We start from the raw sequence: 20,365 nt of genomic DNA, 5'->3' as shown, positions 1-20,365 counted from the left end.
AAAGCGCATATCGCTTTCCAATCCTTTTCCGTGTAAGGCGGCGCAAGCGAAAACAAGGCCTCGGGTACTCAGTTGGTCGGCGCAAAGGCCTGGGAGGTTTGCAGCGTCTGCGGTTGCTGCCCTCGCCGCGCAAGATCGGTCCGGTCGACGACCATCCGCCCGATCAGTCCGCCGAGCTTCACCGAGGCCGACGAGAAGCGGTCGGTGTTCAGGCCATCGGTTTGATAGCGCGCGGTGACGAGAATGCGGCCGCTGCCGATCAGCGTCAGATCGATGATCGACAGATACTGTATCGATTCGTCGCTGAACGAGCGGTGGCCATAGTCGATCGCGGCGTTGTAGACGAGCCGCGCCTCGCAGCCGGCCGGTGAAGTGCCCGGATTGTAGACGTCGGAACGAATGCCACGGCGCTCGAGCGCGAGTTGCAGCGCCGGCACGAAATCGCCGACGGACACTGTCGGGTTCACTTCGATGCATACGTGCTGCACATCCACCGGCCGGCCATTGACGAAGGTCGGCGACGAGTAGTTCGACGCGATCGCGTAGCCGGCCTGAATCACGGAGCCGGTCGCGTCGGCGGCCTGGATCAGCGTCCACGCGCAGCCGTCGAGCGCGAGCGTCAGCGTCGCGGCGAAGGCGGCGAGGGCGGCTCGCGCGCAACGACGCCGGCATATCGCCGACGCGATCGGGCAGAGGCGCGAGCGGCTGGTTGCCGCTGCCGCGCGCGCGGCCGCCGATGAGCTCATGAGGCAGCGCCCGGTCCGGGTCACAAAATGCGATGGGTCGTCAAAAACAACGACGGCCGCGCGCCTAGCGCGTCACGCGCAGTCGCAGTTCGTTGTGACCTTGCACGCTCGCGGTGACGCTCACGCGGCGCGCGTCGGTGGTCACGACGAAATGCTGGCGCACCGGTGTGTTGACGTCGTGCACGACGCGCGGAAAACAGGCGGCGATGTCGGCGCCGAGTTCTTCGAGCGGATCGTCGATGGCGCCGTCGGCTTGCCAGTGCGCGCGCCAGTGGCAGTCGTACGCGTGCGGGCTGGCGCGGCAATCGTCGGCATTGGAGACGCCTGGCAATTGCGCGGCGCTCTCGCGCGACAGTTGCTGGAAATCGCTCGCATCGACGATGTGTGTGAGCGCGGCGCAGATGTCGGCGGGCTGGTTCTGCTCGGTCGTTTGCGCGGCATCGACGGCGTTCGTGAACAGCAACGCCGCGCCGCAGGCGAGCGCGATGCGCGGGAGCAAGGACGGGAGCAATGGTGAAACACGGCGAGCGAGTGACATGGGCGAGAAGTCCGGAAAGCGGTTGCGATGAAAGACGTGACTGACATCAACGAAGGGCGGCGCATGGCGCGGCCCATACGGCTATCGTCGCCGCTCGCGGGCATTTTCAAAGCGCGGAACAGCTTGCCTGCTTCGCTAATGCTTTCGAACGCTTCTCGTGTCTTTCCGGATGTTGCGCCGGGTGGTCCCCGGCGCGAAGCTGACGCTTTAGCGAGCGGCGTCGCTTGTCGCTCACGCCGCGACCGCTTCGGGCGAACGCTCGACGTCGAGCGTTTCGTCATGGAACGCGGCAAGCGATTCGCGATGCGCGACACTGACGATCGCCGCCTTCGGCAGCCGCTCCGTGAACAGCCGATAGAGCCGCGCCTCGTTTTCCGCGTCGAGCGCGCTGGTCGCTTCGTCGAGGAACAGATAGTCGGGCTTGTGCAGCAGCACCCGCGCGGCAGCGAAGCGCTGCTGCTCGCCCGGCGACAGCACGCGGGTCCAGTGCGCCGATTCCTGCAAACGGTCCGCGTATTCCGACAGATGGCAGACGACCAATGCATCGCGGCATTCGTCGTCGCTATAGGTGTCCACCGCCGACGGATACGCGAGCGCCGCCTTTAAGGTGCCGATCGGCATGTAGCTGATCTGCGGAATGAACATCATGCGTGCGTTGACTGGCGCGTCGATCGAGCCGTCGCCGAACGGCCACAGGCCCGCGAGCGCGCGCATCAGCGTGCTCTTGCCCGCGCCCGACGGACCGCGCACGAGCCAGCGCGAGCCCGGCCGGATCGCGATATCGCGGATGCGCGACAGCGGGTTGCCATTCGGCAACGCGAGCTGGAGGCTGTCGGTAGTCAGCGTATTGCTGTCGACGAAATGCAGATTGATGCCGCCGTGTTCGGTGGCCGGCGACACCGATTCCTTCAGCCGCGGCGAATGCACGACGCGCTTGAATTCGCGCAACCGGTTCACGGTCGCGCGCCATTCGACGAGGCTCGTATAACTGTTGATGAACCACGAGAACGAGTCGCTGACGGTGCCGAACGCGCTCGAAATCTGCATCAGCACGCCGAACGTGAACGCGCCCGCGAAGTAGCGCGGCGCGGCGACGACGATCGGAAAAATGATCGCGATCTGGCCATAGAAGCTCAACACGAAGGTCAGGCGCTTGGTGTACTTCATCACCTGCCACCAGTTGTCGCGGATGCGGCCGAACAATGTGCGCGCGTTCGTCTTCTCGGTTTCCATGCCGTTGTAGAACGCGATCTGCTCGGCGTTCTCACGCAGCCGGATCAGGCCGAAACGGAAATCCGCCTCGACTTTCTGCGCCTGATAATTGACCGACACGAGCGGATGGCCGACCTTCTGCGTGACGAGCGAGCCGACCACCGCATACAGCGCGGCAGCCCACACCATGTAGCCCGGGATATGCAGCGGCATGCCGCCGAGCGAGATGCTCAACGCGCCCGCGAGCGACCACAGTATCGTGATGAACGACACGAGCGTGACGACGGTCGACAGCAGATCGAGCGTCAGCGACAGCGTGGTGGTCGCGAACGACTGCAGGTCGTCGCTGATCCGCTGGTCGGGGTTGTCGGCGAGGCGGTCGCGCTCGATGCGGTAGAACGCGCTGTCGTTGAGCCACTCGTTCAGATAGCGTGTGGTCAGCCACTGACGCCACCGAAAGCCGAGCATCTGGCGCAGATAGCGTCCATACACGGCGAGGATGATGAAACCGAACGCGAGTCCGCTAAAAATCATCAGCAGATGCGGGAAGTCGCGGACGTTTTTCGCCTGCAGCGCGTTATAGAAGTCCGCGCTCCAGCGGTTCAGTCGCACGTTGATCCAGACGACGAGCAGGTTCATCACGATGATCGCGACGAGCAGCCCCCACGCGATGCCTCGTTCCTCGGAAACCCAGTAGGGCTTGATCAGGCTCCAGGCGGAAACCTTTTCGTCGGGCGGCAGCGCGGGGCTGGCAGAAGTATGTGGTGTCATGAGCGTCCTGATGAAGTGCTGACCCGAAGTGCCGAACCGGCGTGCGGGTCCGTTCTGCTTGACCCATGTGGGGCGATCCCGCGAACAGCCGCCCCTTTCGAGGCCTCGGCTGCGGCGGGTCTGCGATACCTGGCCGGGCATCGCGCCATCGCGCTCGATGAACGCGAGTCCAGACGGGCGCCGATTCTGGCGCGACGCCCTTAAGGGAAAATTAATTTTCGGGTTCGCGTCCGCTCGCGTGCCGCCGCCACGCATGCGGCCTCGAGCGCCGCGCGCGTCGCGTTTTCGCGGCACCGGTCACGGCATTGTGCCAGAGCGCCGGCCCGCTTCGCATCGGCATTGCGCCAGACTGTGCCCGGTCGAAATCGCGGCAGCGCTGGGGGACCGCTGGTTTGCGGGCGCCGCGCCTTTTATGGTCTAATGACCTGCGACGAAACAGGGGTGCTTCGCCCACAGGCGGCATGACTTTCATGCCGGGGCGGCGAGGCTGAGAGACACCCTTTGCACCCGATCCGGGTAATACCGGCGCGGGAAGTTTCCGGAAGCAACCGTCTTCCATTCCCCGCCGGGCGGCGAGCGCATCTGACATGCGCGCGCCGTGACCGGCCGGCTTCACCCGCCGGTTTCGTCCTGGGTACGTGCGTTTTTGGCCGTACGGAACGGACTCGATGACCGCCTATTCTTCAGACATGCATTCTTCTTCTCGTCACGCCGACTCCGGCATGCCGTGCCGCTCCCGTCTTGCCCGCCGCAGTCAAACGGAGCGCACGCGATGAACCGTCTCACCCGACCCGATTTCGCCGTGCTCGGCGGCGGCCTGTGCGGCCGGCTGGTCGCGTGGCGCCTGGCGGGCGACGGGCATCGCGTGGCGCTCTACGAGCGCGGCGATGCGGCCGGTTCGCAGGCTGCCGCGTGGGTCGCGGCTGCGATGCTCGCGCCGTTGGCAGAAGCTGCCAGCGCCGAACTGCTGATTACGCGGCTCGGGGCGAGTTCGCTCGAAAGCTGGCCGCACGTGCTCGCCGAACTACCAGAGCCGGTGTTTTTCCAGCGCAACGGCACGCTCGTCGTCTGGCATCACGCGGATCGCACCGAGGCGCCGCTGTTCGAGCGCCGGGTGCGCGCGAACGCGCCGGCCGAGTTGCTCGACGGCGGCTTTGTCACGCTCGCGGGCGCGCAGCTCGGCGCTGCCGAACCCGCGTTGGCCGGCCGTTTCAACCAAGGCTGGCTGCTGCCGCGCGAAGGCCAGCTGGACAACCGGCAGGTGCTGTCCGCGCTCGCGGCGGGGCTTGCCGAGCGCGGCGTCGACACGCACTGGAACACGCCGATCGGCGACGCGTCGCTGCCCGACGCCGGCATCACGATCGATTGCCGCGGGCTCGGCGCGAAGCCCGTGCTGCCGACGCTACGCGGCATCCGCGGCGAAGTTGCGCGCGTGCATGCGCCTCACCTGCAGCTGACGCGCCCGGTGCGGCTGCTGCATCCACGCTACCCGCTGTATATCGCGCCGAAGCAGAACGGCCTTTATGTGATCGGCGCGACCGAGGTGGAGGGCGAGGACATGTCGCCCGTCAGCGTGCGTTCGGCGCTCGAGTTGCTGAGTGCAGCGTTTTCGGTGCATCCGGGCTTCGGCGAGGCGCGCATCCTCGAGCTGAATTCGCAATGCCGGCCGACCTTGCCCGATCACCGTCCCGCGCTGCTGTGGGACGGTGCGCGCACGCTGCGTGTGAACGGCCTGTACCGGCATGGTTTTATGATCGCGCCCGAAGTCGCTGACGAAGCCGTGCGCTTCGCCAGCGCGCTGCTCGACGGCCGCGTCGGTGACGCCGACGCATTCGCCGGCTGGCGGCGCGACGCGCGCTGGAGCGAGCTGTTCCAGCAGGATTTCGCGCGGGAGCCCACCTGAGCGTGGCGGCCTTCGTGCCGCGCGCGATGCCGCTTTCGCCATCGATTGAACCGTATTCGAACATCATGGACATTCAAATCAATCAGAAGCCGTTGTCGCTGCCCGAGGGCGCGACTGTCGCCGATGCGCTCGCCGCTTTTGGCGCGCGGCCGCCGTTCGCGGTCGCGCTCAACGGCGATTTCGTCGCGCGCACGCAGCATGCGGCGCGCGCTTTGCAAGCGGGCGACCGGCTCGACGTGGTGCAGCCGGTCGCGGGCGGCTGAGCGCGCTCGCGCCTGGCTGTCGCGCACCGGACGCTAAAAAAAACCGCCGCCGAAAACCCATTGCCGCAACGCTGCGAGTGCCAAGGCGCGGCGGCAAACCAGGATGATGCAAATGACTTCTCACGAGACCGCCGACGCGCTGACGCTATACGGTCAAACTTTCGCGAGCCGCGTGCTGCTCGGCACGTCGCGCTACCCGTCGCTGCAGTCGCTGTCCGATTCGATCGACGCCGCGCGCCCCGGCATGGTGACCGTCGCGCTGCGCCGTCAGATGAACGAGGGCAACGCCGAAGCCGGCTTCTTCGATCTGCTCAAGCGCCACGGCGTGCCGCTGCTGCCGAACACGGCGGGGTGCCTGAGCGTGGGTGAAGCGGTGACGACCGCGCACATGGCGCGCGAAATCTTCGAGACCGAGTGGATCAAGCTCGAACTGATCGGCGACGATTACACGCTGCAGCCCGACCCGGTCGGCTTGATCGAGGCCGCCGCGCGACTCGTCAAGGACGGCTTCAAGGTGCTGCCGTACTGCACCGAAGACCTGGTGATCGGCCGCCGACTGCTCGATGCCGGCTGCGAGGCGCTGATGCCGTGGGGCGCGCCGATCGGCACCGGCAAGGGCGTGATCAATCCGTACGGGCTGCGCGTTTTGCGCGAGCGGCTGCCGGATGTGCCGCTGATCGTCGACGCCGGTCTCGGCGTGCCGTCGCACGCGGCCCAGGTGATGGAGTGGGGCTTCGACGGCGTGCTGCTGAATACGGCCGTGTCGCAGGCGACGCATCCCGACGCGATGGCGCGCGCGTTCGCGCTGGGCGTCGAGGCGGGCCGGCAAGCATATCTCGCTGGACCGATGGCCGAGCGCGAGAGTGCGCACGCGAGCACGCCGGTGATCGGCATGCCGTTCTGGCATCAGGATGGAGGTGCCGCATGACGCAGTCGTTGACGCTGAAGGACCGCGATCTGTTCTGGCCGACGGCCGACGAACTCATCGAAGCCGCGGAGCGCATTCGCGCGCGGCTCGGCGACTGGCCGCCGACGCACGCGCCGTGGCGCATCTGTCTGACCGCACCCGATGAACCGAACGGTGGCGACCTGATCGTGATCGCCGACGCGCAGCAGCACGGCGAGCAGATCGCGCGCTGGCTGACGCGTGGCGCGGGCGTAATCGTCGCCGCGGAAAACCGCGCGACGCTGCATCTCGGCGGCGACAAGTACGGCCTCGAAGGCCATCTGGCGGAAGACTGGATTCCCGCGCTGGCCGCGTTCCTCGACTGCGGTTTCGATCCGCACGATGCGCTGGTGCTCGCGCTCGCGTGGCGCGACGGCGACGAGACCCGCGCCGACGACGCGTTCCCTGCCGACCTCGCGCGTTTTCCGCGCCTTACCGGCCTGCCGGCGGCACCCGCCAAGGCGTTCTCGCGCTGCCCGCAAAAGCTCGGCCTGTATCCGGTGGTGCCGACCGCGGACTGGGTCGAACGGGTGGTCGGCTTTGGCGTGAAGACGGTGCAGTTGCGCCGCAAGTCGGCCGAACCCGCCGATGAGCTGAAGCGCGAAATCGCCCGCTGCGTGGCGGCCGGCCGCGCGCACGACGCGCAGGTATTCATCAACGACCACTGGCAGGCGGCGCTCGAGGCAGACGCGTACGGCGTACACCTCGGCCAGGAGGACGTGCATACGGCCGATCTGTCCGCGCTGGCCGAGGCGGGCATCCGGCTCGGGCTGTCGACGCACGGCTTCTACGAGATGCTGAAGGCGCTGCATTTCCGTCCGAGCTATATTGCGTTGGGCGCGGTGTTCCCGACCACCACCAAGGTGATGCCGACCGCGCCGCAGGGCTTGCGGCGCCTCGCGCGCTACGTGCGGCTGCTCGACGGTGCGGTGCCGCTCGTCGCGATCGGCGGCATCGATCTGCAGGTACTGCCGGACGTGCTCGCGACGGGCGTCGGCTGTGCGGCCGTGGTGCGCGCGGTGACCGAAGCGGCCGATCCGGCCGCCGCCGTTTCCGCGTTGCAACACATGTTTACGCAATAATCGTCAGGCATAGTCAAGGAACGGGGCACCTCACGGCAGCTTTTGCATGATGGCCCTATAATTCGGCCTTCCCTGCAAAAGGACTGTCAGTTTGGTGCCTTCCTACCCCGAGACCTTACTCGAGCTGCGCGACGTCGACTTCGGTTACGGCGACCGGCTCGTCCTGTCGAATCTGAATCTGCGTTTTCGTCGCGGTCAGGTCGTCGCGGTCATGGGCGGCTCGGGTTGCGGCAAGACCACGGTGCTGCGACTGATCGGCGGCCTCGTGCGCGCACAGCGCGGCCAGGTCCTGTTCCATGGCCAGGACATCGGCGAGCAGACGCGCGAAGGCCTTTACGCGCTACGCCGCAAAATGGGCATGCTGTTCCAGTTCGGCGCGCTGTTTACCGACATGTCGGTGTTCGAAAACGTCGCCTTCTCGCTGCGCGAGCACACCGATCTCCCCGAAGAACTGCTGCGCGACCTCGTGCTGATGAAGCTCAACGCGGTCGGGTTGCGCGGTGCGCGCGAGCTGCTGCCGTCGGAGATTTCGGGCGGTATGGCGCGGCGCGTGGCACTCGCGCGCGCCATCGCGCTCGACCCCGAACTGATGATGTACGACGAGCCGTTCGCCGGACTTGACCCGATCTCACTCGGCATCACCGCGAACCTGATCCGCACGCTGAACCGGGCGCTCGGCGCGACGTCGATTCTCGTCACGCACGACGTGCCCGAATCGTTCGCGATCGCCGACTACGTGTACTTCCTGTCCAACGGTGGGGTGCTCGCCGAGGGCACGCCGGACGAACTGCGCGCGTCGACCGATCCGACCGTGCGGCAGTTCATCGACGGCGCGCCCGATGGCCCGTTCAGATTCCACTATCCGGCGAAGGCGCCCCTCGCGGCGGACTTCGGCATTGGCGGGGGCCAGTCATGATCAGTGCGATCGGCCGCTCGGTCATCACCGGGCTCGGCACCGCCGGCTATGCGACGCGCTTCTTCCTGCGCCTCGTGCTCGAATTTTTCCCGCTGCTGCGTCGCCCGCGTCTTGTCACGAAGCAGATCCACTTCGTCGGTAATTATTCGCTGGTGATCATCGCGGTGTCGGGCCTGTTCGTCGGCTTCGTGCTGGGGCTGCAGGGCTATTACACGCTGAACCGCTACGGCTCCGAGCAGGCGCTCGGACTGCTGGTGGCGCTGTCACTGGTGCGCGAGCTCGGGCCGGTCGTCACCGCGCTGCTGTTCGCCGGGCGCGCGGGCACGTCGCTCACCGCCGAAATCGGCCTGATGAAAGCGGGCGAGCAGCTCACCGCGATGGAAATGATGGCCGTCGATCCGGTCAAGGTCGTGATTGCGCCGCGCCTGTGGGCGGGCATTGTGTCGATGCCGATTCTCGCCGCGATCTTCAGCGCGGTGGGTGTGCTGGGCGGTTACGTGGTGGGCGTGCTGCTGATCGGCGTCGACGCCGGCGCGTTCTGGTCGCAGATGCAAAGCGGCGTCGACGTGTGGCGCGATGTGGGCGCCGGGGTCGTCAAGAGCGTGGTGTTCGGCCTCGCGGTGACCTTCATCGCACTGTTTCAGGGCTACGAGGCGAAGCCGACGCCGGAAGGCGTGTCGCGTGCAACGACCCGCACGGTCGTGTACGCGTCGCTCGCGGTGCTCGGGCTCGATTTCCTGCTGACCGCACTGATGTTCAGCTAAGACCGCGCAGCGCGCCGGCGGCCGGCGGCGCATGATGCGCCGCGCCCGGCGGGAAGTGGCGGCGGCGCGGCGGATTCACTTTGGGATGACGATGAAAAAGAATGCTCTCGACTTCTGGGTCGGCCTGTTCGTGGTGCTGGGTTTCGTGGCCTTGCTGTTTCTTGCGCTGAAGGCCGGCAACATGAGCTCGTTGTCGTTTCAGGCAACCTACCCGGTCAAACTCAAGTTCGACAACATCGGCGGGCTGAAGCCGCGCGCGCCGGTGAAGAGCGCCGGCGTGACGGTCGGCCGGGTCGCGTCGATCGGCTTCGATAGCAACGCCTACCAGGCGCTCGTCACGATCGATATCGACAAGCAATACCAGTTTCCGAAGGACACCTCGGCGAAGATCCTGACCTCGGGGCTGCTCGGCGAACAGTACATCGGGCTCGAGCCGGGCGGCGACTCGGAAATGCTCAAAGCGGGCGATACGATCTCGATGACGCAATCGGCGATCGTGCTGGAAAACCTGATCGGTCAGTTCCTGTATAGCAAGGCCGCGGATTCCGGCGCGGCCAAGCCTGCTGCACCAGTCCCGGCGCCGGCGCCGGGCGCGCCGGCCTCCGGCGCTGCCAGTCAGTAAGGCCAACAAGGAGAACTACGATGCACACGACACTGCAGACCCCGCGCAGCGGCGCGCGCGTCCTACAGTTCGGCAAGGTCGCCGTGGCGGCTGCGCTCCTCGCGGGTTGCACGACCGTGCAAACGCCTACCAAGGGCGACCCGTTCGAAGGCCTGAACCGCACGATCTTCACGGTCAACGACAAGCTCGACCAGTACGCGCTGAAGCCGGTTGCGCAGGGCTACGTTCGGGTCACGCCGCAGCCGGTTCGCGACAGCGTGACGAACTTCTTCTCGAACATCGGCGACGTCTACATCGCGGCGAACAATCTGCTGCAGCTGCGCATCGCCGACGGCGTGTCCGACATCATGCGCATCGTGATCAACACGCTGTTCGGCGTCGGCGGTCTGTTCGACGTCGCGACGCTCGCGAAGCTGCCGAAGCACGACAATGACCTCGGTCTGACGCTCGGTCACTACGGCGTGCCGGCGGGCCCCTACCTGGTGCTGCCGCTGTTCGGGCCGAGTACGGTGCGCGACGCGGTCGGCTCGCTCGGCAACTACTACGTGAACCCGATCAGCTACATCAGTCCGTCGGGCCTGAGCTGGGCGCTGTATGGCCTGAACATCATCAACACCCGCGCGAACCTGCTCGGCGCGAGCAACTTGCTCGAAGGCGCGGCGCTCGACAAGTACTCGTTCGTGCGTAATGCGTATCTGCAGCGTCGTCAGTATCTGCTGTCGGATAACCGCCGGCGTCCGCAGGAACTGCCGAGCTATGACGAGGAAGCGCCGCTGCCGAAGTACGATGAAGGCGACACGGGCGCTGCTGCGGGTGCGGCAGGCGCGCCGGCCGGCGCCGTAACCGGCACGGCAGGCGCCGCCGCGGGTACGCAGGGTGCTGCGGCCAAGGCGGCTCCGGCATCCGGGGCGGCCGTGGGCACGCCGCAGGGTGCGTCGGCACCGGAGGCCGCATCGGGCGCCGGAACGCCGCCGCTCGATTTGAACGGCGGCCCTGAAACGCAGATTCCGGCCGGTCAGTTGGTACCGCCCACACGCTTCAACTTTCCGTCCTTGAGATTGCATTGAATCTGCAGCCGTAACAGATCGATACGACTCTCGCAGTTTGCGCATGGATTGCCGTCGAACTCGCGTGATAAGGTCGGCTCAAACCGTTGCACTATTTTTGAGGCAAAGCTTGATATGAAAAAATTCTTCCTGATTCCGTTATTTGCCGCGTTGTTTTCGTTCGTCAGCGCCGGCGCATCGGCGCAAACCGTCGACACCAATGCACCCGACGCGCTGATCAAGACCGTCACCCAGCAGGTGATGGACGCGATCCGCAGCGACAAGTCGATCCAGCAGGGCGACATTACGCACATCACGGCGCTGGTGAACGAAAAGATCCTGCCGTACACCGACTTTCGCCGCACCACCCAGCTCGCGATGGGCCGCAACTGGCGCACCGCGACGCCCGAGCAGCAGAACCAGGTGGTCGAGCAGTTCAAGATGCTGCTGATCCGCACATACTCGGGCGCGCTCGCGCAAGTGCGCGACCAGCAGATCCAGTACAAGCCGTTTCGCATGAACCCGGACGACACCGACACGGTGGTGCGCTCGGTCGTGATGAACAACGGCCAGCCGATCGAACTCGACTACCGCCTGTACAAGACGCCGCAAGGCTGGCGCGTGTATGACATCAACGTCCTCGGCGCGTGGCTGATCCAGGCGTATCAGCAGCAGTTCAACGAGCAGATCCAGCAGAAGGGCGTGGACGGACTTATCCAGTTCCTCACGCAGCGCAATCAGCAACTCGCCGCGGGCAAGCAGTCGTGAACGACGTGCTGAACGCGGTCGCGAACCGCTTCGACAGCGGCGCGACGCTAACCCACGCGAGCGCGAAGGCCGCGCTCGCGGCGGGTCTGCAACGCATCGCGGCGGGCGCGGGCGGCGTCGATTGCGCGCCGCTCACGCAATTCGACTCGTCGGCGCTCGCGGTCCTGCTCGCGTGGGTGCGGGCGGCGGCGTCGCGTGGCGGCAAGTTCGAAATCGTCAATCTGCCGGCTGGTCTCGCCAGTCTCGCGCAGGCCTACGGCGTCGACACACTTCTCTCTCCTGTCGCCTCCAGCACGGTTGCTTCAGCGCGACATTGACGCTCCGCTAGCGTCGTCTCCCCCCTCTCGGTGAGGCCGGGGGTCTCAGTTTTTGCCCTATAATCAAACGTTTTTTTGGGGCGTCGAACTGGCCCCCTAATCGGCCCCGGTTCCATTTCTTCCAGCATTTGCTCGTCCCAAGCTCCATTGGGGCTACTTCAGGCGCCGCGACGCACGCGGCCCATAGTCATGTCAGCCATAGAAATTCGTAACGTCAAGAAGCGCTACAAGGATTTGCAGGCGCTCAAGGGCGTCAGCCTCACGGTCGAAGAAGGCGAGTTCTTCGGACTGCTTGGTCCGAACGGCGCGGGCAAGACGACGCTCATCAGCATACTTGCGGGTCTCGCGCGCGCCGACGAAGGCAGCATCGCGGTGCGCGGTCACGACGTCATCGACGATTTTCGCAACGCGCGCCGCGCGCTCGGCGTGGTCCCACAGGAACTCGTGTTCGATCCGTTCTTCACGGTACGCGAAACCTTGCGCATCCAGTCGGGGTACTACGGGCTGCGCAACAACGACGCGTGGATCGACGAGATCATGGCCAATCTCGATCTCACCGAAAAAGCGGATGCCAACATGCGCGCGCTGTCGGGTGGTATGAAGCGCCGCGTGCTGGTCGCGCAGGCGCTCGTGCACCGTCCCCCGGTGATCGTGCTCGACGAACCGACCGCGGGTGTCGACGTCGAGCTGCGCCAGACGCTGTGGAAATTCATCTCGCGCCTGAATCGCGAAGGCCACACGATCGTACTGACCACGCACTACCTCGAAGAAGCCGAATCGCTATGCGACCGCATCGCCATGCTGCGCCGTGGCGAGGTCGTTGCACTCGAGCGCACCAGCACGCTGCTGCAGCGTTTCGCCGGCATGCAGCTGTTCGTGCGGTTCGCGCAGGGCGTGCTGCCTGCCGAACTGCGTCCGCTCGAGGCGGAAAGCGGCGCGGGCAACGGCAATGGCCGCCAGCATCTGCTGCGCCTGACGAGTTACGACGACGTCGAGCGCATTCTCGCCCAATGCCGCGCGGCCGGTTGTACATTCGAAGAAATCGAGGTCCGCAAGGCCGACCTCGAAGACGTTTTCGTTCAGGTGATGAACGGTCCGGAAGTGATCGAGGGGCTTGCATGAGCGGCTACAGTGGATTTGGCACGCTGTTCTATAAGGAACTGTTGCGCTTCTGGAAGGTGTCGTTCCAGACCGTGCTCGCGCCGGTCATCACCGCGCTGCTTTATCTGACCATCTTCGGTCACGCGCTGCGCGGCCACGTGCAGGTCTATGCGGGTGTCGAATACACGAGTTTCCTGATTCCGGGCCTCGTGATGATGAGCGTGCTGCAAAACGCGTTCGCGAATAGTTCTTCTTCGCTGATTCAATCGAAGATCACCGGCAACCTCGTGTTCGTGCTGTTGCCGCCGCTGTCGCACTACGAGATGTTCGCGGCCTACGTACTCGCGGCCGTGGCGCGCGGGCTGTGCGTCGGCTTCGGCGTGTTCATCGTGACGATCTGGTTCGTGCCGCTCGCCTTCACCGCGCCGCTCTACATCATCGTCTTCGCGATGTTCGGCGCGGCGATCCTCGGCACGCTGGGTCTCATCGCCGGCATCTGGGCCGAGAAGTTCGACCAGCTCGCCGCGTTCCAGAACTTTCTGATCATGCCGCTCACGTTCCTGTCGGGCGTGTTCTACTCGACGCATACGCTGCCGCCCGTGTGGCGCGAAGTATCGCGGCTCAATCCGTTTTTCTACATGATCGACGGCTTTCGCTATGGCTTTTTCGGCGTGTCGGATATCGACCCGCTCGTGAGCCTCGCGATCGTCGCCGGTTTCTTTGTGGTGCTGGCTGCCGTGGCGATGCGCATGCTCGCCACCGGCTACAAGCTGCGCCACTGACAAGGAGCTTCTCATGTTGCCGACTCCCGAACAGGTCAAACAGTACATTGCAGCTGGACTCGCGTGCGAGCATCTCGAAGTCGAAGGCGACGGTCAGCATTTCTTTGCGACGATCGTCTCGCCGAACTTCGAAGGCAAGCGCCCGATCCAGCGCCACCAACTCGTGTATGCGGCGCTCGGCGACCGCATGCGCGAAGAAATCCACGCGCTCAGCATGAAGACGCTGACGCCCGCCGAATGGCAAAACGCGTAATCTGGAAATTTAGTGCGAATGACTCAGGAAGGGCGCGCGGCTAGCGGCGCGCCGAACACAGACAAAGCAGGTCCGGGCGCGAACCGGACCGATCAGGAACCGACAGGCATGGATAAACTCATCATTGAAGGTGGCTACCCGCTCTCCGGTGAAGTTGTCGTCTCGGGTGCGAAGAACGCGGCATTGCCGATCCTGTGCGCGGGTCTGCTGAGCGCCGATCCGGTGCATCTCGACAACGTGCCCGATCTGCAGGACGTGCGCACCATGCTCAAGCTGCTCGGCCAGATGGGCGTGCGTATCGAAGCAGGCGAAGGGCGCGTCGCGCTCGACGCGTCGAAGGTCGACAATCTCGTCGCGCCGTACGAGATGGTGAAGACGATGCGCGCGTCGATCCTCGTGCTCGGTCCGCTCGTCGCGCGCTTCGGCCATGCGCGCGTGTCGCTGCCGGGCGGCTGCGCGATCGGCGCGCGCCCGGTCGATCAGCACATCAAGGGGCTGCAGGCGATGGGCGCCGAGATCACGATCGAGCACGGCTTCATCGAAGCGCGCGCGAAGCGTCTGAAGGGCGCGCGCATCGTCACCGACATGATCACCGTGACCGGCACCGAGAACCTGCTGATGGCGGCGGTGCTCGCCGAAGGCGAAACGGTCATCGAGAACGCCGCGCGCGAACCCGAAGTGGTCGACCTCGCGCATCTGCTCGTCGCGATGGGCGCGAAGATCGAAGGCATCGGCACCGACCGCCTCGTGATCCACGGCGTCGACAAGCTGCACGGCGCGAAGCACACGGTGATTCCGGACCGCATCGAAGCGGGCACCTTCCTGTGCGCGGTCGCGGCAGCCGGCGGCGACGTCACGCTGCGCAAGATGCGTCCGCTGCTGCTCGAAGCCGTCACCGAGAAGTTGCGCGAAGCGGGCGTCACGGTCGAGGAAGGCGACGACTGGATGCGCGTGCGGATGGACCGGCGCCCGAGCGCGGTGACGTTCCGCACCTCCGAATACCCGGCGTTCCCGACCGACATGCAAGCGCAGTTCATGGCGCTCAACACGATCGCGGACGGTACGTCGCAGGTGGTCGAGACGATCTTCGAAAACCGCTTCATGCACGTGCAGGAATTGAACCGTCTCGGCGCGAGCATCACGATCGACGGCAACACCGCGCTCGTGACCGGCGTCGAAAAACTGTCCGGCGCGAAGGTGATGGCCACCGATCTGCGCGCGTCCGCGAGTCTCGTGATTGCCGCGCTGCGCGCCGAGGGCGAGACGCTGATCGACCGCATCTATCACCTCGACCGCGGCTACGATCGCATGGAAGCGAAGCTCAACGCGATCGGCGCGAAGGTGCGCCGGGTTTCCGGGAGCGAGGCATGAGTTCGATGCCGCAAACGTCGTCGTCGCCGGCGGTGAGCGCGCCGCTCACGCTCGCGTTGTCGAAAGGGCGTATCTTCGAGGAAACGCTGCCGCTGCTCGCGGCAGCCGGCATCGAAGTCGCGGAAGATCCGGAGAGCTCGCGCAAGCTGATCCTGCCGACCACCGACCCGAACCTGCGCGTGATCATCGTGCGCGCGACCGACGTGCCGACCTATGTGGAATACGGCGCGGCCGACTTCGGTGTGGCCGGCAAGGACGTGCTGCTCGAGCATGGCGGCGGCGGCCTGTATCAGCCGGTCGACCTCGACATCGCGCGTTGCCGGATGTCGGTCGCGGTCGCGGCGGGTTTCGATTATGCGAACGCGGTGCGCCAGGGCGCGCGTCTGCGTGTCGCGACCAAGTACGTTGAAACCGCACGTGAGCATTTTGCCGCCAAGGGTGTTCACGTCGATCTGATCAAGCTGTACGGTTCGATGGAACTCGCGCCGCTGGTCGGCCTCGCCGACGCGATCGTCGACCTGGTCAGCTCGGGCAATACGCTGCGCGCGAACAATCTCGTCGAGGTGGAGGAGATCATGCAGATTTCGTCGCGCCTCGTGGTGAACCAGGCAGCGCTGAAGCTCAAACGCGCCGCGTTGCGGCCGATTCTCGACGCGTTTGCCAATGCGTCGTCGAAAGCCGGCGCCCCGGCGGTCTGACTGACGATGGCGACGTGACATCGCCCTGCTAGCGCGCCTTACCGAAACGGATACCCGTATGTCTACCAAGATTCGCAAACTCGATTCCACCGCTCGCGACTTCCACAAGTCGCTGCATGCGGTGCTCGCGTTCGAGGCGAGCGAAGATGAAGCCATCGAGCGCGCGGTCGCGCAGATTCTGAACGACGTGAAGGCGCGCGGCGACGACGCGGTGCTCGAGTACACGAATCGCTTCGACCGCATCGATGCGAAAAGCGTGGCCGAACTGGAGCTGCCGATGTCGGAGCTCGAGGCGGCGCTCGAAAGTCTCGAGCCGAAGCGGCGCGCGTCGCTCGAAGCCGCGGCGGCGCGTGTGCGCGGCTATCACGAGAAGCAGAAGATTGAGTGCGGCAGCCATAGCTGGCAGTACACCGAGGCCGATGGCACCGTGCTCGGCCAGAAGGTCACGCCGCTCGATCGCGCGGGGATCTATGTGCCGGGCGGCAAGGCCGCGTATCCGTCGTCGGTGCTGATGAACGCGATTCCGGCGCGGGTGGCCGGCGTGCGCGAAATCGTGATGGTCGTGCCGACGCCCGATGGCGTGAAGAATCCGCTCGTGCTCGCGGCGGCTCTGCTGGGCGGCGTCGATCGTGTATTCACGATCGGCGGCGCGCAGGCGGTGGCCGCGCTCGCGTACGGCACGCAGACCGTCCCGGCGGTCGACAAGATCTGCGGCCCTGGCAACGCGTACGTCGCGTCGGCGAAGCGGCGCGTTTTCGGCACGGTCGGCATCGACATGATCGCCGGGCCGTCGGAAATTCTCGTGCTGTGCGACGGCACCACCGACCCGCGCTGGGTCGCGATGGACCTGTTCTCGCAAGCCGAGCACGACGAGCTCGCACAGTCGATCCTGCTGTGCCCGGACGACGCGTTCATCGCGCGCGTGCGCGAAGCGATCGACGAACTGCTGCCCGCCATGCCGCGCCGCGAAGTGATCCGCACGTCGCTCGAAAACCGCGGCGCGCTGATCAAGGTGCGCGACATGGCCGAGGCCTGCGCGATCGCCAACGACATCGCACCCGAGCACCTCGAAATCTCGGCGCTCGAGCCGCATCAGTGGGCGCAGCAGATCCGTCACGCAGGCGCGATTTTCCTTGGCCGTTACACGAGCGAGAGCCTCGGCGACTACTGCGCGGGCCCAAACCACGTGCTGCCGACGTCGCGTACCGCACGGTTCTCTTCGCCACTCGGCGTCTACGATTTCTTCAAGCGTTCGAGCCTGATCGAGGTCAGCGCGGAAGGCGCGCAGACGCTCGGCGAGATCGCCGCGGAACTAGCATACGGCGAAGGCCTGCAAGCGCACGCACGCAGCGCCGAATACCGGATGCGGCAGAACAGCAACGAACGCGGCTAGGCGGATCGCTGATAACGCGGGCGCGCGGCGGAGCCTAACGCCCGTTCAATAACGACGACAGAGACCAACCCGAGCGCCCTGCGCCGACGACGCCGTCCCCGGCGTTCTTCGCACGGCCCGGCTCCCGAAGCTATGACGACACCTCAAGACATCATCCGCAGCGACGTGCTCGCAATGACGAGCTATCCGGTTCCGGACGCCACCGGCTTCATCAAGCTCGATGCGATGGAAAACCCGTTTCCACTACCGCCGGAACTTGCCGCGCATCTCGGCGAGCGTCTGGCCGGCGTCGCCCTAAACCGTTACCCGGCGCCCCGCCCCGAGCAGCTGATCGAGCGCATCCGTGACGTGATGGGCGTGCCGGCGGGTTGCGACGTGCTGCTCGGCAACGGCTCCGATGAACTCATCAGCATCATGTCGGTCGCGTGCGCGAAGCCGGGCGCGAAGGTGCTCGCGCCGGTGCCGGGGTTCGTCATGTATCAGATGTCGGCGAAGCTGGCGAATCTCGACTTCGTCGGTGTGCCGCTGAAACCGGACTTCACGCTCGACACCGCCGCGATGCTCGCGGCGATCGCCGAACATGAACCGGCGATCATCTATCTCGCGTATCCGAACAATCCGACCGGCACGCTGTTCGATGACGCCGAAATCGAGCGCATCATCGCCGCGGCGGGCAAGAGCCTCATCGTCATCGACGAGGCGTATCAGCCCTTCGCGCAGAAGAGCTGGCTGCCGCGCGCCGATCAGTACGACAACGTCGTCGTGATGCGCACGGTGTCGAAGCTGGGCCTCGCCGGCATCCGGCTCGGTTACCTGGTCGGCAAGCCCGCGTGGCTGACCGAGTTCGACAAGGTGCGCCCGCCGTACAACACCAACGTGCTGACGCAGGCCGCCGCCGATTTTCTGCTCGACCACATCGGCGTGCTCGACGCGCAGGCCGCGCAATTGCGCGACGAGCGCACGAAGCTCGCGCAGGCGGTGGCCGCGCTACCAGGCGCCGAAGTGTTCCCTAGCGCGGGCAACTTCCTGCTCGTGCGGGTGCCCGATGCGTCGGTGCTGTTCGAAACCCTGCTAACGGCGCGGATTCTGATTAAAAACGTGAGTAAAATGCATCCATTGCTGGTCAACTGCGTGCGTTTGACCGTCGGTTCGCCGAACGAGAACGCCCATTTGCTCGCCGGCCTGAAACTCGTGTTGCGATAATCCGCCACGCCAAGCGGCTGCATAAGCGCGGCTGCACCGAGCAGCCCGCCATTTTTCCGCCCCACATTACTAGCGCTTTTAAGCCAGATTCGAGGAATTGCCATGCGCCTTGCGGAAGTCGTTCGCAACACCAGCGAAACGCAGATCCGTGCGAAGATCAACCTGGACGGCACCGGCCAGCAGAAGCTGGCCACCGGTGTGCCGTTCCTGGACCACATGCTCGATCAGATCGCCCGCCACGGGTTGTTCGACCTCGAGATCGAAGCGCATGGCGACCTGCATATCGACGACCACCATACGGTCGAAGACACCGGCATCACGCTCGGGCAGGCCGTCGCGAAGGCGATCGGCGATCGCAAGGGCATCCGCCGCTACGGTCATTCCTACGTGCCGCTCGACGAAGCGCTGTCGCGCGTCGTGATCGATTTTTCCGGCCGCCCGGGCCTCGAATTCCACGTGCCGTTCACGCGCGCGCGTATCGGCACCTTCGACGTCGACCTGTCGATCGAATTCTTCCGCGGCTTCGTGAACCATGCCGGCGTGACGCTGCACATCGACAACCTGCGCGGCATCAACGCTCACCACCAGCTCGAAACGGTGTTCAAGGCGTTCGGGCGCGCGCTGCGCATGGCCGTCGAGCTCGACGAGCGCGCAGCCGGACAGATTCCGTCGACCAAGGGCAGCCTCTAACGTAACGGCCGTACTGGCTTCAACCCGGGTTTCAACGCCTCCAACGTCTTCAGGCCACTCACCTTCAAGCCACTTATCGGGCATGACCGCACTTGCCGGCACGTCGTTCGACGCTGCGCGGCGGCAACGATGAATTGAGGGCAGAGCGGCCAAACTTGAAATGAAAACTTCGATAGCGATTGTGGATTACGGAATGGGCAACCTGCGCTCGGTCGCGCAGGCACTGCGCAAAGCCGCGCCGGAAGCGGACGTGGCGATCGTCGATCGTCCGGAAGCGATCCGCGCGGCCGACCGCGTGGTGCTGCCCGGCCAGGGCGCGATGCCCGACTGCATGCGCAGTCTCGGTGCGTCCGGTTTGCAGGAAGCGGTCGTCGAGGCATCGCGCAGCAAGCCGCTGATGGGCGTGTGCGTCGGCGAGCAGATGCTGTTCGACTGGAGCGCCGAAGGCGACACGCCGGGCCTGGGTCTGTTGCCCGGCAAGGTGATGCGCTTCGAGCTCGAAGGCCAGGTGCAGGACGACGGTTCACGCTTCAAGGTCCCGCAGATGGGCTGGAACCGCGTGCGTCAGGCGCAGCCGCATCCGCTGTGGGACGGCGTTGCCGACAACGCGTTCTTCTACTTCGTGCACAGCTACTACGTGGTGCCGGACAACCCGGCACATACGTCGGGCGAAACGGTCTACGGCGTGCCCTTTACCTCGGCGGTAGCGCGCGATAACATCTTCGCCACCCAGTTCCACCCTGAAAAGAGCGCCGACGCGGGTTTGCGCGTGTATCGCAACTTCGTGCACTGGAATCCGTGAACGCCTTTCTTTATCCCGTTGCCGCGCGCAAGATGCGCGGCGCCGCGGTCCTGCTTCCGAACGGCGCGCCGCTGGAGCGCCGAAAGAGTTGTACTAAACTAGCGAGACGGCGTTGCGCCGGGCTGGCTCTCCAGCCGCTGCCGCCGACCTTCAACCCCCTCCCAGACAACACCCGATT

At 65.5% G+C, this 20,365-nt stretch carries 22 protein-coding genes and 1 riboswitch; of the genes, 19 read left to right on the top strand and 3 right to left on the bottom strand.

All coding sequences use genetic code 11. The features are described from left to right. Positions 1-68 precede the first annotated feature (68 nt). From BJG93_RS14980 to BJG93_RS14970, 3 genes are all read right to left on the bottom strand, one after another. Entirely contained in the window at positions 69-746 is a 678-nt protein-coding gene (locus BJG93_RS14980; protein WP_027199040.1) for a hypothetical protein, read from the bottom strand. A gap of 64 nt (positions 747-810) precedes the next feature. Further along, positions 811-1,284, bottom strand: coding sequence for a hypothetical protein (locus BJG93_RS14975; protein WP_027199039.1), 474 nt, complete (start codon positions 1,282-1,284; stop codon positions 811-813). A gap of 231 nt (positions 1,285-1,515) precedes the next feature. Then, complete coding sequence (locus BJG93_RS14970) at positions 1,516-3,267, bottom strand: ABC transporter ATP-binding protein/permease (RefSeq protein ID WP_027199038.1); 1,752 nt, start codon at positions 3,265-3,267, stop codon at positions 1,516-1,518. A gap of 427 nt (positions 3,268-3,694) precedes the next feature. Then, positions 3,695-3,818, top strand: a riboswitch (TPP riboswitch). 221 nt (positions 3,819-4,039) lie between these two features. Between BJG93_RS14970 and BJG93_RS14965 the strand changes: the two genes are divergently transcribed. The 19 genes from BJG93_RS14965 (at position 4,040) to hisH (ending at position 20,187) form a co-directional block, all read left to right on the top strand. Beyond that, positions 4,040-5,170, top strand: coding sequence for an FAD-dependent oxidoreductase (locus tag BJG93_RS14965; RefSeq protein ID WP_027199037.1), 1,131 nt, complete (start codon positions 4,040-4,042; stop codon positions 5,168-5,170). 65 nt (positions 5,171-5,235) lie between these two features. Continuing rightward, complete coding sequence (gene thiS, locus BJG93_RS14960; protein ID WP_027199036.1) at positions 5,236-5,433, top strand: sulfur carrier protein ThiS; 198 nt, start codon at positions 5,236-5,238, stop codon at positions 5,431-5,433. 112 nt (positions 5,434-5,545) lie between these two features. Beyond that, the gene (locus BJG93_RS14955) at positions 5,546-6,361 is read left to right on the top strand and encodes a thiazole synthase (protein ID WP_027199035.1); all 816 of its coding nucleotides are present in this window, start codon (positions 5,546-5,548) and stop codon (positions 6,359-6,361) included. Beyond that, positions 6,358-7,461 carry a thiamine phosphate synthase gene (thiE, locus tag BJG93_RS14950; protein ID WP_082194669.1) on the top strand — a complete coding sequence of 368 codons (1,104 nt, stop codon included), beginning with the start codon at positions 6,358-6,360 and terminating at the stop codon, positions 7,459-7,461. The genes BJG93_RS14955 and thiE overlap by 4 nt, the downstream gene beginning before the upstream one ends. A gap of 91 nt (positions 7,462-7,552) precedes the next feature. Next, complete coding sequence (locus BJG93_RS14945; RefSeq protein WP_407675285.1) at positions 7,553-8,377, top strand: ABC transporter ATP-binding protein; 825 nt, start codon at positions 7,553-7,555, stop codon at positions 8,375-8,377. Further along, the gene (gene mlaE, locus BJG93_RS14940; RefSeq protein ID WP_027199032.1) at positions 8,374-9,141 is read left to right on the top strand and encodes a lipid asymmetry maintenance ABC transporter permease subunit MlaE; all 768 of its coding nucleotides are present in this window, start codon (positions 8,374-8,376) and stop codon (positions 9,139-9,141) included. The genes BJG93_RS14945 and mlaE overlap by 4 nt, the downstream gene beginning before the upstream one ends. Positions 9,142-9,232: 91 nt before the next feature. Further along, positions 9,233-9,763, top strand: a complete 531-nt coding sequence (mlaD, locus tag BJG93_RS14935; protein ID WP_034480168.1) for an outer membrane lipid asymmetry maintenance protein MlaD — start codon at positions 9,233-9,235, stop codon at positions 9,761-9,763. Between the two features lie 20 nt (positions 9,764-9,783). Beyond that, complete coding sequence (locus BJG93_RS14930; RefSeq protein WP_034479722.1) at positions 9,784-10,830, top strand: MlaA family lipoprotein; 1,047 nt, start codon at positions 9,784-9,786, stop codon at positions 10,828-10,830. 114 nt (positions 10,831-10,944) lie between these two features. Next, on the top strand, positions 10,945-11,577 hold the full coding sequence (locus BJG93_RS14925) for an MlaC/ttg2D family ABC transporter substrate-binding protein (protein WP_027199029.1): 633 nt from the start codon (positions 10,945-10,947) through the stop codon (positions 11,575-11,577). Further along, positions 11,574-11,894, top strand: coding sequence for an STAS domain-containing protein (locus BJG93_RS14920; protein WP_027199028.1), 321 nt, complete (start codon positions 11,574-11,576; stop codon positions 11,892-11,894). The genes BJG93_RS14925 and BJG93_RS14920 overlap by 4 nt, the downstream gene beginning before the upstream one ends. Positions 11,895-12,083: 189 nt before the next feature. Continuing rightward, a complete protein-coding gene (locus BJG93_RS14915) occupies positions 12,084-13,016 on the top strand; it encodes an ABC transporter ATP-binding protein (protein ID WP_027199027.1) in 933 nt (310 codons plus the stop codon). Continuing rightward, the gene (locus BJG93_RS14910) at positions 13,013-13,777 is read left to right on the top strand and encodes an ABC transporter permease (protein ID WP_027199026.1); all 765 of its coding nucleotides are present in this window, start codon (positions 13,013-13,015) and stop codon (positions 13,775-13,777) included. Before BJG93_RS14915 ends, BJG93_RS14910 begins: the two co-directional genes overlap by 4 nt. A gap of 13 nt (positions 13,778-13,790) precedes the next feature. Then, positions 13,791-14,030, top strand: a complete 240-nt coding sequence (locus tag BJG93_RS14905; protein ID WP_027199025.1) for a BolA family protein — start codon at positions 13,791-13,793, stop codon at positions 14,028-14,030. Between the two features lie 108 nt (positions 14,031-14,138). Then, on the top strand, positions 14,139-15,401 hold the full coding sequence (gene murA / locus BJG93_RS14900) for a UDP-N-acetylglucosamine 1-carboxyvinyltransferase (RefSeq protein ID WP_034480165.1): 1,263 nt from the start codon (positions 14,139-14,141) through the stop codon (positions 15,399-15,401). After that, a complete protein-coding gene (gene hisG, locus BJG93_RS14895; protein WP_027199023.1) occupies positions 15,398-16,099 on the top strand; it encodes an ATP phosphoribosyltransferase in 702 nt (233 codons plus the stop codon). Before murA ends, hisG begins: the two co-directional genes overlap by 4 nt. Positions 16,100-16,157: 58 nt before the next feature. After that, positions 16,158-17,492, top strand: a complete 1,335-nt coding sequence (gene hisD, locus BJG93_RS14890; RefSeq protein WP_027199022.1) for a histidinol dehydrogenase — start codon at positions 16,158-16,160, stop codon at positions 17,490-17,492. A gap of 132 nt (positions 17,493-17,624) precedes the next feature. Then, positions 17,625-18,695, top strand: coding sequence for a histidinol-phosphate transaminase (gene hisC / locus BJG93_RS14885; RefSeq protein ID WP_027199021.1), 1,071 nt, complete (start codon positions 17,625-17,627; stop codon positions 18,693-18,695). A 102-nt stretch (positions 18,696-18,797) separates the two neighbouring features. Continuing rightward, positions 18,798-19,385 carry an imidazoleglycerol-phosphate dehydratase HisB gene (gene hisB / locus BJG93_RS14880; RefSeq protein ID WP_027199020.1) on the top strand — a complete coding sequence of 196 codons (588 nt, stop codon included), beginning with the start codon at positions 18,798-18,800 and terminating at the stop codon, positions 19,383-19,385. A 160-nt stretch (positions 19,386-19,545) separates the two neighbouring features. Beyond that, positions 19,546-20,187: an imidazole glycerol phosphate synthase subunit HisH gene (gene hisH / locus BJG93_RS14875; protein ID WP_027199019.1), complete on the top strand. Its 642-nt coding sequence runs from the start codon at positions 19,546-19,548 to the stop codon at positions 20,185-20,187. Positions 20,188-20,365 lie beyond the last annotated feature (178 nt).

The sequence above is a fragment of the Paraburkholderia sprentiae WSM5005 genome, assembly GCF_001865575.2.
GTDB classification, from domain to species: Bacteria; Pseudomonadota; Gammaproteobacteria; order Burkholderiales; family Burkholderiaceae; genus Paraburkholderia; species Paraburkholderia sprentiae.
Note: the sequence above shows the minus strand (reverse complement) of the source record. Positions and strands in the feature narration are given on the sequence as shown.

Coding starts and splice junctions, on each gene's coding strand:
- BJG93_RS14980 (WP_027199040.1), bottom strand. CDS start 746: ATGAGCTCATCGGCGGCCGCGCGCGCGGCAGCGGCAACCAGCCGCTCG.
- BJG93_RS14975 (WP_027199039.1), bottom strand. CDS start 1,284: ATGTCACTCGCTCGCCGTGTTTCACCATTGCTCCCGTCCTTGCTCCCG.
- BJG93_RS14970 (WP_027199038.1), bottom strand. CDS start 3,267: ATGACACCACATACTTCTGCCAGCCCCGCGCTGCCGCCCGACGAAAAG.
- BJG93_RS14965 (WP_027199037.1), top strand. CDS start 4,040: ATGAACCGTCTCACCCGACCCGATTTCGCCGTGCTCGGCGGCGGCCTG.
- thiS (WP_027199036.1), top strand. CDS start 5,236: ATGGACATTCAAATCAATCAGAAGCCGTTGTCGCTGCCCGAGGGCGCG.
- BJG93_RS14955 (WP_027199035.1), top strand. CDS start 5,546: ATGACTTCTCACGAGACCGCCGACGCGCTGACGCTATACGGTCAAACT.
- thiE (WP_082194669.1), top strand. CDS start 6,358: ATGACGCAGTCGTTGACGCTGAAGGACCGCGATCTGTTCTGGCCGACG.
- mlaE (WP_027199032.1), top strand. CDS start 8,374: ATGATCAGTGCGATCGGCCGCTCGGTCATCACCGGGCTCGGCACCGCC.
- mlaD (WP_034480168.1), top strand. CDS start 9,233: ATGAAAAAGAATGCTCTCGACTTCTGGGTCGGCCTGTTCGTGGTGCTG.
- BJG93_RS14930 (WP_034479722.1), top strand. CDS start 9,784: ATGCACACGACACTGCAGACCCCGCGCAGCGGCGCGCGCGTCCTACAG.
- BJG93_RS14925 (WP_027199029.1), top strand. CDS start 10,945: ATGAAAAAATTCTTCCTGATTCCGTTATTTGCCGCGTTGTTTTCGTTC.
- BJG93_RS14915 (WP_027199027.1), top strand. CDS start 12,084: ATGTCAGCCATAGAAATTCGTAACGTCAAGAAGCGCTACAAGGATTTG.
- BJG93_RS14910 (WP_027199026.1), top strand. CDS start 13,013: ATGAGCGGCTACAGTGGATTTGGCACGCTGTTCTATAAGGAACTGTTG.
- BJG93_RS14905 (WP_027199025.1), top strand. CDS start 13,791: ATGTTGCCGACTCCCGAACAGGTCAAACAGTACATTGCAGCTGGACTC.
- murA (WP_034480165.1), top strand. CDS start 14,139: ATGGATAAACTCATCATTGAAGGTGGCTACCCGCTCTCCGGTGAAGTT.
- hisG (WP_027199023.1), top strand. CDS start 15,398: ATGAGTTCGATGCCGCAAACGTCGTCGTCGCCGGCGGTGAGCGCGCCG.
- hisD (WP_027199022.1), top strand. CDS start 16,158: ATGTCTACCAAGATTCGCAAACTCGATTCCACCGCTCGCGACTTCCAC.
- hisC (WP_027199021.1), top strand. CDS start 17,625: ATGACGACACCTCAAGACATCATCCGCAGCGACGTGCTCGCAATGACG.
- hisB (WP_027199020.1), top strand. CDS start 18,798: ATGCGCCTTGCGGAAGTCGTTCGCAACACCAGCGAAACGCAGATCCGT.
- hisH (WP_027199019.1), top strand. CDS start 19,546: ATGAAAACTTCGATAGCGATTGTGGATTACGGAATGGGCAACCTGCGC.